This is a genomic window from Klebsiella sp. 64 (genome assembly GCF_018223915.1).
Taxonomy (GTDB): domain Bacteria; phylum Pseudomonadota; class Gammaproteobacteria; order Enterobacterales; family Enterobacteriaceae; genus Klebsiella; species Klebsiella pneumoniae.
On sequence record NZ_JAGRQZ010000020.1, the window covers coordinates 102,437 to 116,906 of the forward strand.

Annotated in this window: 14 protein-coding genes; 1 reads left to right on the top strand and 13 read right to left on the bottom strand. The window is 59.2% G+C overall.

The genetic code is table 11. The annotated features are described in order from the left end of the window. Positions 1 to 121: 121 nt before the first annotated feature. The 13 genes from emrB to KHQ23_RS16050 all read right to left on the bottom strand — a co-directional run bounded on the left by emrB (position 122) and on the right by KHQ23_RS16050 (position 12,895). The gene (emrB, locus tag KHQ23_RS15990; protein ID WP_002914342.1) at positions 122 to 1,660 is read right to left on the bottom strand and encodes a multidrug efflux MFS transporter permease subunit EmrB; all 1,539 of its coding nucleotides are present in this window, start codon (positions 1,658 to 1,660) and stop codon (positions 122 to 124) included. Positions 1,661 to 1,675: 15 nt separating this feature from the next. Further along, positions 1,676 to 2,848 (bottom strand): multidrug efflux MFS transporter periplasmic adaptor subunit EmrA, encoded by a 1,173-nt coding sequence (gene emrA, locus KHQ23_RS15995; protein WP_002914339.1) that lies wholly within the window; start codon positions 2,846 to 2,848, stop codon positions 1,676 to 1,678. Between the two features lie 125 nt (positions 2,849 to 2,973). Beyond that, positions 2,974 to 3,504: a transcriptional repressor MprA gene (gene mprA, locus KHQ23_RS16000; RefSeq protein ID WP_002914337.1), complete on the bottom strand. Its 531-nt coding sequence runs from the start codon at positions 3,502 to 3,504 to the stop codon at positions 2,974 to 2,976. Positions 3,505 to 3,594: 90 nt separating this feature from the next. Beyond that, complete coding sequence (ygaH, locus tag KHQ23_RS16005; protein WP_002914335.1) at positions 3,595 to 3,930, bottom strand: L-valine transporter subunit YgaH; 336 nt, start codon at positions 3,928 to 3,930, stop codon at positions 3,595 to 3,597. Continuing rightward, the gene (locus KHQ23_RS16010) at positions 3,920 to 4,666 is read right to left on the bottom strand and encodes an AzlC family ABC transporter permease (RefSeq protein WP_047693844.1); all 747 of its coding nucleotides are present in this window, start codon (positions 4,664 to 4,666) and stop codon (positions 3,920 to 3,922) included. Before KHQ23_RS16010 ends, ygaH begins: the two co-directional genes overlap by 11 nt. Positions 4,667 to 4,844: 178 nt before the next feature. Then, positions 4,845 to 5,843, bottom strand: coding sequence for a glycine betaine/L-proline ABC transporter substrate-binding protein ProX (gene proX / locus KHQ23_RS16015; RefSeq protein ID WP_004149446.1), 999 nt, complete (start codon positions 5,841 to 5,843; stop codon positions 4,845 to 4,847). A 78-nt stretch (positions 5,844 to 5,921) separates the two neighbouring features. Then, complete coding sequence (proW, locus tag KHQ23_RS16020; RefSeq protein ID WP_004174727.1) at positions 5,922 to 6,989, bottom strand: glycine betaine/L-proline ABC transporter permease ProW; 1,068 nt, start codon at positions 6,987 to 6,989, stop codon at positions 5,922 to 5,924. Then, on the bottom strand, positions 6,982 to 8,184 hold the full coding sequence (gene proV, locus KHQ23_RS16025; RefSeq protein ID WP_002914328.1) for a glycine betaine/L-proline ABC transporter ATP-binding protein ProV: 1,203 nt from the start codon (positions 8,182 to 8,184) through the stop codon (positions 6,982 to 6,984). The genes proW and proV overlap by 8 nt, the downstream gene beginning before the upstream one ends. Before the next feature lie 356 nt (positions 8,185 to 8,540). Then, on the bottom strand, positions 8,541 to 9,503 hold the full coding sequence (gene nrdF, locus KHQ23_RS16030; RefSeq protein ID WP_032434956.1) for a class 1b ribonucleoside-diphosphate reductase subunit beta: 963 nt from the start codon (positions 9,501 to 9,503) through the stop codon (positions 8,541 to 8,543). A gap of 10 nt (positions 9,504 to 9,513) precedes the next feature. Further along, complete coding sequence (gene nrdE / locus KHQ23_RS16035; RefSeq protein ID WP_032434955.1) at positions 9,514 to 11,655, bottom strand: class 1b ribonucleoside-diphosphate reductase subunit alpha; 2,142 nt, start codon at positions 11,653 to 11,655, stop codon at positions 9,514 to 9,516. Beyond that, a complete protein-coding gene (gene nrdI, locus KHQ23_RS16040; protein ID WP_002914321.1) occupies positions 11,628 to 12,038 on the bottom strand; it encodes a class Ib ribonucleoside-diphosphate reductase assembly flavoprotein NrdI in 411 nt (136 codons plus the stop codon). Before nrdI ends, nrdE begins: the two co-directional genes overlap by 28 nt. Further along, positions 12,035 to 12,280, bottom strand: a complete 246-nt coding sequence (gene nrdH, locus KHQ23_RS16045) for a glutaredoxin-like protein NrdH (RefSeq protein ID WP_002914320.1) — start codon at positions 12,278 to 12,280, stop codon at positions 12,035 to 12,037. Before nrdH ends, nrdI begins: the two co-directional genes overlap by 4 nt. A 183-nt stretch (positions 12,281 to 12,463) precedes the next feature. Continuing rightward, the gene (locus tag KHQ23_RS16050; protein ID WP_021312379.1) at positions 12,464 to 12,895 is read right to left on the bottom strand and encodes a carboxymuconolactone decarboxylase family protein; all 432 of its coding nucleotides are present in this window, start codon (positions 12,893 to 12,895) and stop codon (positions 12,464 to 12,466) included. Between the two features lie 88 nt (positions 12,896 to 12,983). Between KHQ23_RS16050 and KHQ23_RS16055 the strand changes: the two genes are divergently transcribed. Continuing rightward, entirely contained in the window at positions 12,984 to 14,336 is a 1,353-nt protein-coding gene (locus tag KHQ23_RS16055) for a PLP-dependent aminotransferase family protein (RefSeq protein WP_004149442.1), read from the top strand. Positions 14,337 to 14,470 lie beyond the last annotated feature (134 nt).

Sequence of the window (14,470 nt, forward strand, 5' to 3'; positions counted from 1 at the left end):
GGTCAGCCTTTATCCTGCCCGAGCGCAGGGTGACGGGCTTTCGCAAACGAGACAGAAACTAGCGAGAACTGGACAACCTGACGCCGTAAAAAAGGGACCCGGAGGTCCCTTTATGTGAGGCTTAGTGCGCGCCGCCGCCGCCTCCGCCGGCGCTGAACGGTGGTCTGGCGAACCACACCAGCCCCAACAGCAGGATGAAAATAGCCGCAGAAATCCAGAAGATTTCGTTGGCGGAGATAATGAGCCCCTGGTTGGTTATCTGCTGCGCTATCCAGCCGGACGCCTGCTGCTGCGTCATTCCCATGCCCTGCAGCTGATCGTATATCTGCTGCGCGTTGGGGTTAAAGGGGGTCACCGATTCGGTGAGCTGCGCATGATGCAGCGCCTCGCGGTTGGTCCACAGGGTGGTGGTGATCGAGGTCCCGATGGAGCCGGCAAGGGTACGGGTGAAGTTCGACAGGCTCGACGCCGCCGCCAGCCGCTCCGGCGGCAGGCCGGAGAGGGTGATGGTGGTCAACGGCATGAAGAAGCAGGCCACCGCGAAGCCCTGGATAAACTGTGGCCACGCCGAGGCGCCAAAGTCCATCCCCGGTTCGAAGGTCCAGGCGCGCCAGTAGAAGCAGACCGCGTACATAATAAAGCTGAAGGTGACCAGCCGCCGCATGTCGAGCTTATGCGCGAAGCGGCCGATAATCGGCGACAGAATGACCGGGATCACCCCCACCGGCGCCGACGCCAGGCCGGCCCAGGTCGCGGTGTAGCCGTATACCTCCTGCAACAGCTGCGGCAGCAGTACGATGGCGCCGAAGTAGAGCATATAGGCCAGACTGATACAGAGGCAGCCGATGGTGAAGTTGCGCGACTTAAATAGCGACAGATCGACAATCGGGTTATCGTCGGTTAGCTCCCAGACGATCAGGAAGCTTATCGCCACCACCGCCACGATGGTCAGAATGATAATCTCATTGGAGGAGAACCAGTCCAGCTCTTTACCCCGGTCCAGCATCACCTGCAGGCTACCGATACCGATGATCAGCAGCGCCAGACCGACGCCGTCGATCCGCCGCTGTTCGGTTTTGGTTTCCCGGTTGCGCAGGGTCTGCAGGGTCATCAGCACCACCGCCACGCCAATGGGCACGTTGATAAAGAAGATCCAGCCCCAGTGATAGTTATCGCTGATATAGCCGCCAAGGATCGGACCGCAGATGGGTGCGACAATCACCGTCATCGACCACAGCGCCAGAGCGATAGAGCGCTTCGCCGGGGGATAGTTGCTGAGCAGCAGACTTTGCGACAGCGGGATCAGCGGTCCGGCGACGATCCCCTGAATGACGCGGAAGAAAATCAGCATCGTCAGGCTGTTGGAGACGCCGCAGGCCCAGGAGGCAATGGCGAAGGCGGTGGTTGACCACAGGAACAGCTTCACCTCGCCGACGCGCTTGGCCAGCCAGCCGGTGATCGGGATGGAGATGGCGTTAGCGACCCCGAACGAGGTGATGACCCAGGTCCCCTGGCTCAGCGACGAGCCAAGGTTGCCGGCAATGGTCGGGATCGCCACGTTGGCGATAGTGGAATCCAGCACCTGCATGAACGTCGCGAGCGACAGCGCAATGGTCATAATGACCAGCTGCGCGCCTTCCAGCGGTTTTTGCTGTTGCATTACACTCACCCCGAATTATCCGGCGTTGGCCTGAATGATCTCGTCTATCAGCTTATTAACCGGATCGAGAGCGATTTCACGGGCATTGCTCTCGTAAACCGGGGAGCTCCGCACCTGGCTGGCCAGCATTTCACCATCGCGATCGGTGGTGTTGACTTCCACCAGCGTCGAGAGGCCGATGCGCAGCGGGTGTTCCGCTAGTTGTTTTTCATCCAGCTCGATACGAACCGGCAGACGCTGTACCACTTTGATCCAGTTGCCGGTGGCATTCTGCGCCGGCAGCAGAGAGAAGGCGCTGCCGGTGCCCATATCCAGACCGACCACTTTACCGGTGTATTTCACGTCATCGCCATAGATATCGCTGATCACGGTGGCCGGCTGGCCGATACGCATATGCGCCAGCTGAGTCTCTTTAAAGTTAGCATCGATCCACAGGTTGGTCGCCGGGACCACCGCCATCAGCGGCGTGGTGGTGCCGATCTGCGCGCCAGGCTGTACCGAGCGACGGGAAACGTAGCCGCTAATCGGGCTGACGATCTGCGTACGCTGCAGGGCCAGCCAGGCGTTACGCACTTCAGTGGCCGCCTGGAGCACCGCCGGCTGCTGTTCCAGCCTGGTGCCCAGCACGATCGCCTGGTTGGCGTTGTACTGCTGGATTGCCACGTCGAGTTCGGCCTGTGCGCTGGCGACGGTATCGCGGGCGTGCTGCAGCTCTTCGCGGCCAATGAGATTCGCGGCGCCCAGCGGGATGCGGCGGTTCAGGTCAGCCTGCGCCTGGGCGAGGGCGGTTTTTTTGACGTCGATATTTGCCTGCAGCTGCTTGCTGTTGATCATCTGCTGGCGGGTCTGACGCACGCTGGCGGCCAGTTGGGTCTTAGCCTTTTCAAACGCCTGTTGGGCATCGGTCCGATCGAGCGTGACCAGCGGATCGCCTTTCTGCACGTAGTCCGTGTTGTCAGCCCAGACTTTGGTCACGCTGCCCGCGACCTGAGCCATAATTTGTACCTGATTCCCTGCCACGTAGGCATCGTCGGTCTCTTCGTAGTGACGCAGTACCAGAAACCAGTAAATCCCATATGCCACGGCAATAATAATGAAGAGCAATGTCAGCAACAGAAGGGCGCCTTTACGCTTTCCTTTTTTGCTGCCTGGTTGCTGCGGGGTTTGGCTCTCCGCATTTGCACTCATGTTATTCTCCACGATCTTATTATTTCACATCGGCTGAGCCGACCTGTTTATCAGAAAGGCCAGCAGAGATCTGCTGGCCTGGCTGTTTTCCTTGCAACGTAAAAATGGGCTGAGCGACGCCGCCCTTAGCGTAGAGAGTCCGCTAGCACGCCTTCTTCTTCCATCTGATCAAGGCGGCTCAGGAGTTTGCGGGTGATGTGTTCGAGCTGATCTTTTTCGCTGGTGCTAAGTGAAGACCACAGCTGATGCAGGCAGTTATGCTGCGGCGGCAGGACTTCACGCAAAAACTGATGGCCCTTTTCGGTCAGTTGCAGATGCAAACAGCGACGATCGTTATCGCTCTCGCGGCGCTCAATCCAGCCGCGTTTTTCCAGTTCATCAGCGATACGGGTGGCGTTGGTACGTGACGAGCCCAGCGCACAGCTCAGCTCGGACGGCTGGATGCTGTGGTTTTCCTGTGACTCCAGCGTAATCAGCGCCATAAATAATGTCTCGTTAATTCCCTGCGCTTTGAGCATTTTATTGCGATTTTCCAGCAGCTTACCTTGCATATGCATGCAAAGACGAGTTAACAGGATCTCCTGAAACGGGAAATCTTCATGGCGGCTGGCGCGGAACTTGAGCATTTGCTCAATGGGAGTAAACGAACTATCCATTTGGGTATGACCTCATTAATTACAGCCGATATAATAACTATTGTGACAAATAAATCAAATGAATTATTGACCAAAATTGATACGTAAAGCTTAGAGCCCGTTGGTGATTTTCCATGCCAGACCATAGGCAAACGCCGACAGCAGGGTCGGGACAATGATGCTGCGGGTTTTCCAGAAGGCGGCCCCCAGCACCAGGAAGCCGGTCAGCGTCGGCGCCAGGCGATGGGCATCGGCGAGGATCTCCGGCACGCTGGAGACCACCAACAGCGCGCAAATCGAGGCGATGCCAATGGTATCCAGCAGCACGCTGACCGGGCCGCGGCGGGCAGGACGGGCGTGGCCGACGCGCAAACGCAGAGGAAGATAGCGAAAGAGATAGTTGACGCCGCCGACTATCACCCCGAGCAGAAGGACTTCACTGTTCATCCGGCATCCCCTTGAGCATGGCCTGAAGCAGCGCCGTCAGACACCCGCAGACAATTCCGGCGAGGATCGCCGCCGGAATGGAAAATAACAGAATGCCGCCCAGCGCGCCCGCCAGCGCCGCCGTGACGCAGAGTGACTGCTGACGCTGGAAAGAGGCCAGCAGGAAGCTCATAAACAGCGCCGGCAGCATAAAGCCGAGGGCGGCTTCCACCGCCGGATAATCCACCAGCAGGCCGTTGCCGGACCAGGCGCCGGCCAGCGTGCCGCACACCCACGATGCCCACGAGGTAAAAGCGAGACCAAGCATCCAGTTTTCGCTCCAGCGGCGGTTATCGCGAACCAGCCTGGCGGTAGCGGCGGCGAAAACCTCATCGGTCAGGCCGAAGGCCCAGAGGGCGGTTTTCTTTTTATCCAGCGCTGAGCGAATGCGGCTGCGCAATGAGGGGCCATACAGCACGTGGCGGACATCCATCGCCATTACCGTCAGGGCGGCGACCCACAGCGAACTGCCGGCGGCCAACATGGCGGTGATCACAAACTGGCTGGCGCCGGCGTAAATAATGCAGGAGAAGAACAGGCTTTCCAGCGGGGTGAAGCCCAGCCGGGTGGCATTGAGTCCGAAGGCGAATGCCACCGGAAGGTAGTTGATGACGATGGGGAGACTGTCTTTGATGCCTTCGCCGACGGTGGCGACGCGTTCAGGTAAGGCACAGGTTAAGGGCGCGGGGTTTTCCATATGAATAACTTATCGCTGGATCCATGTGAAGGTGGCAATTTGACCGATGTCTCCACCTTAACAGAGCGCGATGCGCCTTAACACTATGGAAATTCCTGGAATCGCTTTTCTATGACCTGGCCACGAGAAAGGGGGCAAGGGGGCCGGATAAGGCGCTGGGCCTTATCCGTGAGCGGGTTTACTGCTGCGCGGCGAGGGCGGTTTTCACCCAGCTGTCGAACAGCGGCTGGTGGGCTTTGATCCAGCCATCAACGTGGCCGTTAATGTCGGCTTCGGAAGCATGGCCTTCATGCATCATCGCATTCTCGGCGTTGATGTCGGCGATCGGCAGCTTCATGATGCTAAACAGAGTGGCGGCGGCCGGATTTTTCTCCGCCCAGGCTTTGTTAGCGACGATGTGCATGGTGTTCACCGGGAAGCCATAGTTGGCGCCGTTGGCCAGTTTGGTGTCGATGTTTTTCTGCTCGCCCGGAAGGGAGGAGAACGGCACCTGCAGCCAGACGACGTCCTTGCCAGGCTTCAGCACGTCGCTAACCCAGTACGGCGTCCAGGTGTAGTAGAGCACCGGTTTACCCTCTTTATACCGGGCAATGGTGTCGGCCATCATCGCCGCGTAGTTGCCCTGGTTATGGGTGACGGTTTTGCTCAGGCCATAGGCGTCAATCTGATGGTTAATCACTGCTTCACAGCCCCATCCTGGGGTACAGCCGGTGAGATCCGCTTTACCGTCATTGTTGGTATCAAACAGTTTGGCGATCTGCGGATCTTTGAGCTGATCGATGGAGGTGATGTGGTACTGCTCAGCGGTTTTTTTGTCGATCAAATAGCCCTGGGCGGCGCCTGAGACGTACACTCCTTTGCGATAGAATTTGTTATCACCGCCCGCCGCGGCGTACATGTCATCGTGCAGCGGTTGCCAGTTGGTGGCGATAAAGGTGGTATCTCCGGCGGCAATCGACGTATAGGCAACGTTATAGTCCACTTCGCTGGGTTTCTCGACGGTGTAGCCCAGCTTCTCCAGCGCGCGACTGACCAGCAGGGTCTGGAAGCTCTCTTCGGAGATAGTGCTCTGAGCGGGCTTCACCGTAATCCCTTTACCCGGCAGGTCGGCGGCGAAGGCGCTGGTGGCGAGCAGGGTGGCAAAGGCGGCGGTGGCCAACATCGTACTATGTCGCATGGTGGTTCCTCTTATTGTTTAACGGGAAGGGCCGCTCCCGGGCATCGGCTGGTGTCGGGGAGCGGCGCTGTTATCGACTTATCGACAGAAAGGGCGAGTGATAAGCCCCAGCGGGCCGGTGGTGTACCAGCGGCGGTTGCCGCGACTGCGGGCGTCGCGACCGACGGCCTGGGTGAGGCGGTCAAGAATAATCGCCAGGATCACGATCCCCACCCCGCCGACGGTCGCCAGGCCCATATCCAGGCGACCGATACCGCGCAGCACCATCTGGCCGAGGCCGCCGACGGCGATCATCGAGGCGATCACTACCATCGACAGGGCCAGCATCAGGGTCTGGTTAACCCCGGCCATAATGGTGGGCATGGCCAGCGGCAGCTGCACCTTAAACAGCAGCTGGCGCGGGCTGGCGCCAAATGAGCGCGACGCTTCGATCAGATCCGCAGGCACCTGGTTTATCCCGAGGATGGTCAGACGGACGATCGGCGGCAGGGCGAAGATAATCGTCACCACCACGCCCGGTACGTTGCCGATGCCGAACAGCATCACGATCGGCACCAGATAGACGAACGCCGGCGTGGTCTGCATGGCATCCAACAGCGGGCGGATGATTTTCGCCGCCCGCGGGCTGCGCGCTAGCCAGATCCCCAGCGGCAAGCCGATAACCATGCAGAACAGCAGGGCGGTGAGGACCAGCGCCAGAGTGACCATGGCTTGCGACCACGCGCCGATGGCGCCGATGGCAATCAGCGATACCAGAGTGGCGACCCCCATGCCGAGGCTGGAGATCTGCCAGGCGATTAGCGCGAAGACGATAATCGCCACCGGCGCCGGCATCCCCAACAGCAGCTGCTGGAAGGCGCTGAGGATGTAGTCGATCGGCACGCGGATCCCCTGGAACAGCGGACGGAAGTGCAGCACGATCCAGTCGATGGCGTGGGTCACCCAGCTGTCGAGCGGGATCAGGGTCTTATGGAACGGATCCATGATATTGAACTGTTCCGGCTGCGGCGCCGGGGCGCTGTGCAGCCAGTCGGCGCCGCCGCCATTAGCCGGCGCGGCAGTAGAGGCGCCACCCCAGGCGTCGGCAGCCTGCGCGGCGCTGTCGGTTGACGGGGCGCTGCCCCATGGATTGGTCTGATCAGCCATGATTCACCCCCTCGCGATCTAAAGCCTGGAGCAACATCCGTTTGGAAATGATGCCAATATATTGTTGTTCTTCATCCACTACCGGCACGGCGCACGGAGCGTGGCCGACGTGGGAGAGCAGATCGCTGAGCGGGGTTTGCGCTTCCACCGCCAGCGGGGCGTCAATCAGCGCCGCCTCGATCCCCTGCCCGGCGCTGAGGGCTGTTTTCAGAGAATCAATCGAGACAATCCCGACAAAGCGATTACCGCGCTCTATGACATAGCCATATTCCCGGTCTTCATCCTGTAATAATTTCAGCGCCGAACGGGGGCCAAAACCAGGCGTTTTACGAATCAGGCCAACCGGGCTGCGGCGGGCAATATCTTTCGCGCTGAATACCTGGCTAATATCCACGCCGCGGAAGAAGGTGCGCACATAATCATTGGCTGGATTATTTAATATTTCATCCGGAGTGCCGACCTGGACCACTTCGCCATTTTGCATAATGGCGATACGATCGCCAATTCGCATGGCTTCATCAAGGTCATGGGAAATAAAGACGATAGTGCGTTGATGCTTCGCCTGTAATTTGATGAGCTCATCCTGCATTTCGGTACGAATGAGCGGATCGAGCGCAGAGAAGGCTTCATCCATTAACAGAATATCGGGATTAATCGCCAGGGCGCGAGCTAAACCGACGCGCTGGCGCATGCCGCCGGAGAGTTCATCCGGCCAGGCGTGGGCATAATTCTCCAGCCCCACCTGACGCAGCGCCTCCCGGGCTTTTTGCTCTCGTTCGGCGGCGGGAACGCCGGCAAGCGCCATGCCAAACGCCGTGTTATCGAGCACGCTCATGTGCGGCATCAGCGCAAAGGACTGAAAAACCATCGCAATTTTCTTGCGACGCACCTCGCGCAGCTCGGCATCCGACATTTTGGCGATATCGACCCCGTCAATCAGCACCTGGCCGCGGGTGGGTTCAATCAGGCGATTGAGAAGGCGAACCATGGTGGATTTCCCCGAGCCGGAGAGCCCCATGATGACGAATATCTCGCCTTCTTCAATGGCCAGACTGGCGTCTTTGACGCCAAGCGACAGCCCCGTTTTTTCCAGTATTTGCGCTTTGTTGAGTCCTTTCTCAATATATTTGAAAGCACGGTGTGGATGCTCGCCAAATATCTTATAAAGATTTTTGATTTCTAATTTAATTGCCATGCAATAGAGAAGTTCCTGTTATTTGTTTATTGCGATATGATACCCGATGGTGATTATGATCTTTTTACACCCTAACATACTCAGATTCTGTGACAACCCTCAATGGCAAACTCTCGGCAAAATCAGATGGGGACAACTGTGGCTAAGCCCCCGTGATATAAGGGCTGGGCGGTAATTTGTTGTTGGTAATATTTTTTGATTATCTTTGGATAATTCGACTGAAATGGACCGGTTTTCTGCTAAATATGACGAAGTGATGACGGTTAGGTCATGGAGAGAATATTTGGTGGATTAAACGCTATTTTGTGAAATTAATCACCAGGAATCCGCCTGCGATATTCCTGGTGAAAGTACGGTTAAAAGTCCCAATCGTCGTCGGCGGTCTCTTCCATTTTTCCTATCACGTAGGAGGAGCCGGAACCGGAGAAAAAGTCATGGTTTTCGTCGGCGTTGGGCGACAGCGCTGCGAGGATTGCCGGATTGACCGCCGCCATCTCCGCCGGGAACAGCGCCTCGTAGCCGAGGTTCATCAGCGCTTTGTTGGCGTTGTAGCCCAGGAAAGCGCTGACGTCGTCGAACCAGCCGCTCTCGCCGTACAGCTCCCGGCTGTAGGCCAGTTCGTTGTCGTAAAGATCCATCAGCAGATCGAGGGCGAAATTTTTCAATTCTTCGCGCTTGCCGGGGCTGACGATCTCCAGTCCTTTCTGGTACTTGTAGCCGATGTAATAGCCATGCACCGCTTCATCGCGAATGATCAGGCGGATCAGATCCGCAGTGTTGGTCAGCTTTCCCCGGCTGGAGAAGTACATCGGCAGCCAGAAGCCGGAGTAGAAGAGAAAGGATTCGAGGAACACGCTGGCGATTTTTTTCTTCAGCGGCTCGTCGGCCTGATAGTAACCCAGCATCAGCTGCGCCTTGCGCTGCAGGGGATCACAGCTTTCGCTCCAGGTGAAGGCGGCATCCACTTCCTTGCTGTGGCACAGCGTGGAAAAGATGGAGCTGTAAGAGCGGGCATGAACCGCCTCCATAAAGCTGATGTTCGACAGCACCGCCTCCTCATGCGGGGTTAAGGCGTCCGCCATTAGCGCCGGGGCGCCGACGGTGTTCTGAATGGTGTCAAGCAGGGTCAATCCGGTAAAGACGCGAATGGTCAACTGCTGCTCCGCCGCGCTGAGGGTTTGCCAGGCGGGAATGTCGTTCGACAGCGGCACTTTCTCCGGCAGCCAGAAGTTGCTGGTGAGACGGTTCCAGACCTCAAGATCTTTATCGTCATCAATGCGGTTCCAGTTGATTGCGCTGACGCGCGTTAAATGGGTCATCCTGTTCTCCTTACAGCGCGCAGGACACGCAGCCTTCAATTTCAGTGCCTTCCAGCGCCAGCTGGCGCAGACGGATGTAGTAGAGCGTCTTGATGCCTTTCTTCCAGGCGTAAATTTGCGCCTTGTTGATATCGCGGGTGGTGGCGGTATCGGGGAAGAACAGGGTCAGCGACAGCCCCTGGTCGACGTGGCGCGTCGCCTCGGCGTAAGTGTCAATGATCTTCTCCGGCCCTATCTCATACGCATCCTGGTAGAGGGCCAGATTGTCGTTATTCATAAATGGTGCGGGGTAGTACACTCGCCCGGTTTTCCCCTCTTTGCGGATCTCAATCTTCGAGACGATCGGGTGAATGCTGGAGGTGGCATGGTTGATGTACGAGATCGAGCCGGTGGGCGGCACCGCCTGCAGATAGCGATTGTAGATGCCATAGCGCATGACATCGTCGCGCAGCTGGCGCCAGCTTTCCCGGTCGGGCAGAGAGATGCCGGCGCGGGCGAACAGCGTGCGCACCCGTTCGGTTTTCGGCTGCCACTCCTCCTGCAGATATTTGTCGAAGTACGCCCCGCTGGCGTAGCGCGACTGCTCGAAGCCGGCGAAGCGCTGGCCGCGCTCGCGGGCCAGCTGCATCGAGGTGTGCAGCGCGTGCCAGGTCACGGTGTAGAAGTAGATATTGGTGAAGTCCAGCCCCTCCGGGCTGCCGTAGGCAATGCCCTCCCGCGCCAGGTAACCGTGCAGATTCATCTGCCCCAGGCCGATGGCGTGGGAGGCCGCGTTGCCGGCCGCCACCGAGGGAACCGACTGAATGTCGCTCATGTCGGACACGGCGGTCAGGGCGCGCACCGCGGTGGCGATTGTGCGGCCGAAATCCGGCGAGTCCATGGTATGGGCGATGTTCAGCGAGCCGAGGTTGCAGGAGATATCTTCCCCGATATGCGCATAGCTGAGGTCTTCATTATAGGCGGACGGCGTACTGACCTGCAGGATCTCCGAACACAGATTGCTCATGGTGACCCGCCCGGCCACCGGACTGGCGTGGTTCACGGTGTCTTCAAACATGATGTACGGGTAGCCGGATTCAAACTGGATCTCCGCCAGGCGCTGGAACAGGTCGCGGGCGCGGATCCAGCGTTTGCGGACCCGCTCGTCGGCCACCAGCTGCGGATAGAGGTCGCCGATGGCGCAATCGGCGAAAGGTTTGCCGTACAGCCGTTCGACGTCATAAGGCGAGAACAGGGCCATCTGCGCATCTTCTTTCGCCAGCTGGAAGGTGATATCAGGGATCACCACCCCCAGCGACAAGGTTTTGATGCGGATTTTCTCATCGGCATTTTCACGCCGGGTATCAAGAAAGCGTAAAATATCGGGATGGTGAACATGCAGCCAGACCGCACCCGCCCCCTGGCGGGCGCCGAGCTGATTGGCATAGGAGAAGGCGTCCTCCAGCATCTTCATCACCGGCACCACCCCAGAAGACTGGTTTTCGATGCGCTTGATCGGCGCCCCGGCCTCGCGCAGGTTGGAGAGTAAAAAGGCCACCCCGCCGCCGCGCTTCGACAGCTGTAGCGCCGAGTTCACCGCCCGGCCGATGGACTCCATATTATCCTCAATACGCAGCAGGAAGCAGGAGATCAGCTCCCCGCGCTGCTGTTTGCCAGCGTTAAGGAAGGTCGGTGTGGCGGGCTGAAAGCGGCCGCTGAGTATTTCCTCCGTCAGCTGCCGCGCCTGCTGTTCATCGCCCCGGGCCAGCGTCAGGGCCACCATCACGCTGCGTTCGGCGAAATCCTCGAGGTAGTGCTTGCCGTCAAAGGTCTTCAGCGCATAGCTGGTATAGAACTTCCAGGCGCCGAGGAAGGTCTGAAAGCGAAACGGAGCGCGCCGGGCATGGGCGAACAACGCCAGCACAAACCCGCGGTCATAGCCGGCCAGCACCTGCGGATCGTAATAGCCCTCGCTGACGAGCCAGCTGAGCTTATCCTCCTGGCTGGGGAAGGTGAGGGCGTTGGGCTGAACCTGGGTCGCCATAAAGGCCTCAACCGCCTGGCGATCTTTCTCAAACGGGATGCGGCCCTCGCTGTCGTACAAATTCAGCATCGCGTTGAGGGCGTGAAAATCCACGGCGGCGGTTATACGTTCTGCGGTTGTCGTTGCCAAAATTCGCTGACTCCTTTACGCACGGTGTTGATATCGTCGGGGGTTCCCATCAGCTCGAAGCGGTAGAGATAGGGCACGGCGCATTTTTGCGCGATGACATCTCCGGCACGCCCCCAGCCGTCGCCAAAGTTGCGATTGCCGGCGGCAATCACTCCGCGGATCAGCTGGCGGTTATGCACGTCGTTTAAAAAGCGGATCGCCTGACGCGGTACCGCGCCGGCGGTGCCGCCGCCGCCATAGCTGGGAACGATGAGAATATAGGGCTCGTCTACCCGCAGATGTTCACGCTCGTTCAGCGGGATACGCACCGCTGGCAGCCCCAGGCGCTGCACAAAGCGATGGGTATTCTCCGAACGGCTGGAGAAGTAGACGATGAGGCTCATGCGCTGGCCGCCGTAAAGGAGGGGCGCAGGCGATTGATCATATCCGGGCGGAAGCCGCTCCAGCGCAGCTCACCGGCGATCACCACCGGCAGCTGGCGAAATCCCTGCTCGCGCAGGGTGTCGGCGGCATCCGGCTGCTGGTCGACGTTGACCATTTCAAAGGCCAGTCCCCGGCTCTCCATGGCTCGCCGGGTGGCATGGCACTGCACGCAGTCATTTCGAGTGTAAATAATAATGCGCATGATTCGTATTTCCATTTAAGATAACAGCACGGCGCTAAACATAGCGTCGAACGTAGTGGGCCATTCGATAAGGAAATACTAGATGTAGTTATTTAAAACTTCAACCACTCAATATATAGCGTTTTTGGCAAGCGAGTCCCCCGCCGGGATAGATCGGCGGAGGAGGGGGGAGGCTGTGCGGAACTACAGGCGCATGGCCACGGCGAGGCGGTTAAAGGCGTTCATCAAACTGACGGCGAAGGTCAGATCGCTTATCTGACGCGGGGTAAAATGTTCGCGCAGCGGCAGGTAAACCTCATCTTCCGCATGGCTGGCGGCAATGTCGGTGACCGACTCGGCCCAAGCCAGCGCCGCGCGTTCGGCCGGAGTAAAGTGGGCGCTTACCCGCCAGCCCGCAAGGGCATCCAGTTTGCTTTGCGCCATGCCGCCTTTGCGCAGCGCCTGGCTATGTTTCTCAAGACAGAAGGCGCAGCCGTTGATCTGCGAGACGCGTAAATAAACCAGCTCTACCAGGGCGTTGCCCAGCTCGCTTTTCTCCAGCGCGATGCTGGCCTGTACCAGCCCTTTATAGACTTCCGGGCTCAGTTCACTGAATGGCTGACGTAATTGGTTCATGGTGTTCTCCTCTCTAAGACGGCAGCCAAAATAGCACTATAATGGACTGCAAAAGATAGCCATATTGTGATGAAAAAAGCAGACCATAATGGAAGCGATTAACCTCCCGCTTTATCAGCGTATCGCCCGCCAGTTGAAATCGGCGATTGAACGTGGCGAACTGACCCCGGGCAGCCGTTTGCCCGCCAGCCGGGTGTACGCTCAGGAGCAGGGCGTCTCCCGGGCGACCATCGAAAACGCCTGGGGAGAGCTGGTCGCCCAGGGATGGCTCGAGCGGCGTGGGCAGGCGGGGACCTTTGTCAGCGAGCGGCTCAGCCCGCGCCAGCTGGCGCCGGTACCGCCAGTGCAACCGGCCGCGCCGACGGAGCCGCTGCCGTTTCAGATGGGGCTGCCGGCGCTGGATCTCTTTCCGCGCGGGCAGTGGGCGCGGGTGATGGGGCGTCGGCTGCGGACGCAGTCGCGGTTCGATCTTGCACCCGGCGATCCCGGCGGCGATCCGCTTCTGCGCCAGGCTATCGTCGATTATCTACGCCTGTCGCGCAGTATCGACTGTCAGCCGGATCAGGTGTTGATCACCGGCAGCTATGCCGCCTCCATGAACCTTATCCTGCGTACCCTGGCGCAGCCGGGACAGCATATGTGGATGGAAGATCCGGGGTATCCCTTTATCCGGCCGGTCGTCGAGGCTGGGCAGCTGGCGGTGGATGCGATTCCCGTGGACGACGAAGGGATGGACGTCGGCTGGGGCCAGCGTCATCACCCGCAGGCGCGATTTGCCCTGCTCACACCAGCCCATCAGAGTCCGCTGGGGGTCGCGCTGTCGCTTCCCCGACGCCGCCAGCTGCTGGCGTGGGCCGCGGAGCGCGACGCGTGGATCATTGAGGACGATTACGATAGCGAGTTTCGCTATCACGGCAAACCGCTGCCGCCGCTGAAAAGCCTTGATGCGCCGCAGAGGGTCATCTACGCGGGCACCTTCAGTAAGTCGATGTTCCCGGCGCTGCGCACCGCCTGGCTGGTGGTGCCGACCCCGCTGGTGGCGCGTTTTCACCAGACCGCGGAGCGCCAGTCCTGCACCGTTCCCACCCTGTGGCAGCAGACGCTGGCGGATTTTATCCAGCAGGGACATTTTTGGCGTCATTTGAAGAAAATGCGTGCCAGCTATAGCCAGCGTAGACAGTGGCTGGAGTCGGCTCTGCAGGCGCAGGGCTTTCAGGTCACGCCGCAGCTGGGGGGAATCCAACTGGTTATGTCGGTCAGCGGCGACGATCGGCTGCTCGCGCGGCGGGCGGTTGTGGCCGGGCTGGCGGTGCAGGCGCTGAGCGACTGGCGGATTCGCCACGCGGGCGAGGGGGGATTATTGATGAGTTTTACCAATATACGTTCGCCGGCGATGGCTGACGGACTTGCCCGACGGCTGAGAGAGGCGATAGCGATTTGATGGCGCTTAAGTCGGGGAAGCAGAAAAACCCCTGCGGCCAGAGGCGCGCAGGGGCTGACGCGTATTTGTTATCTTCATTGCCTTCCGTAAAGCTCGCGGGCTACCGCGCGCCAATCGCGCGGCGGCAGCCGACG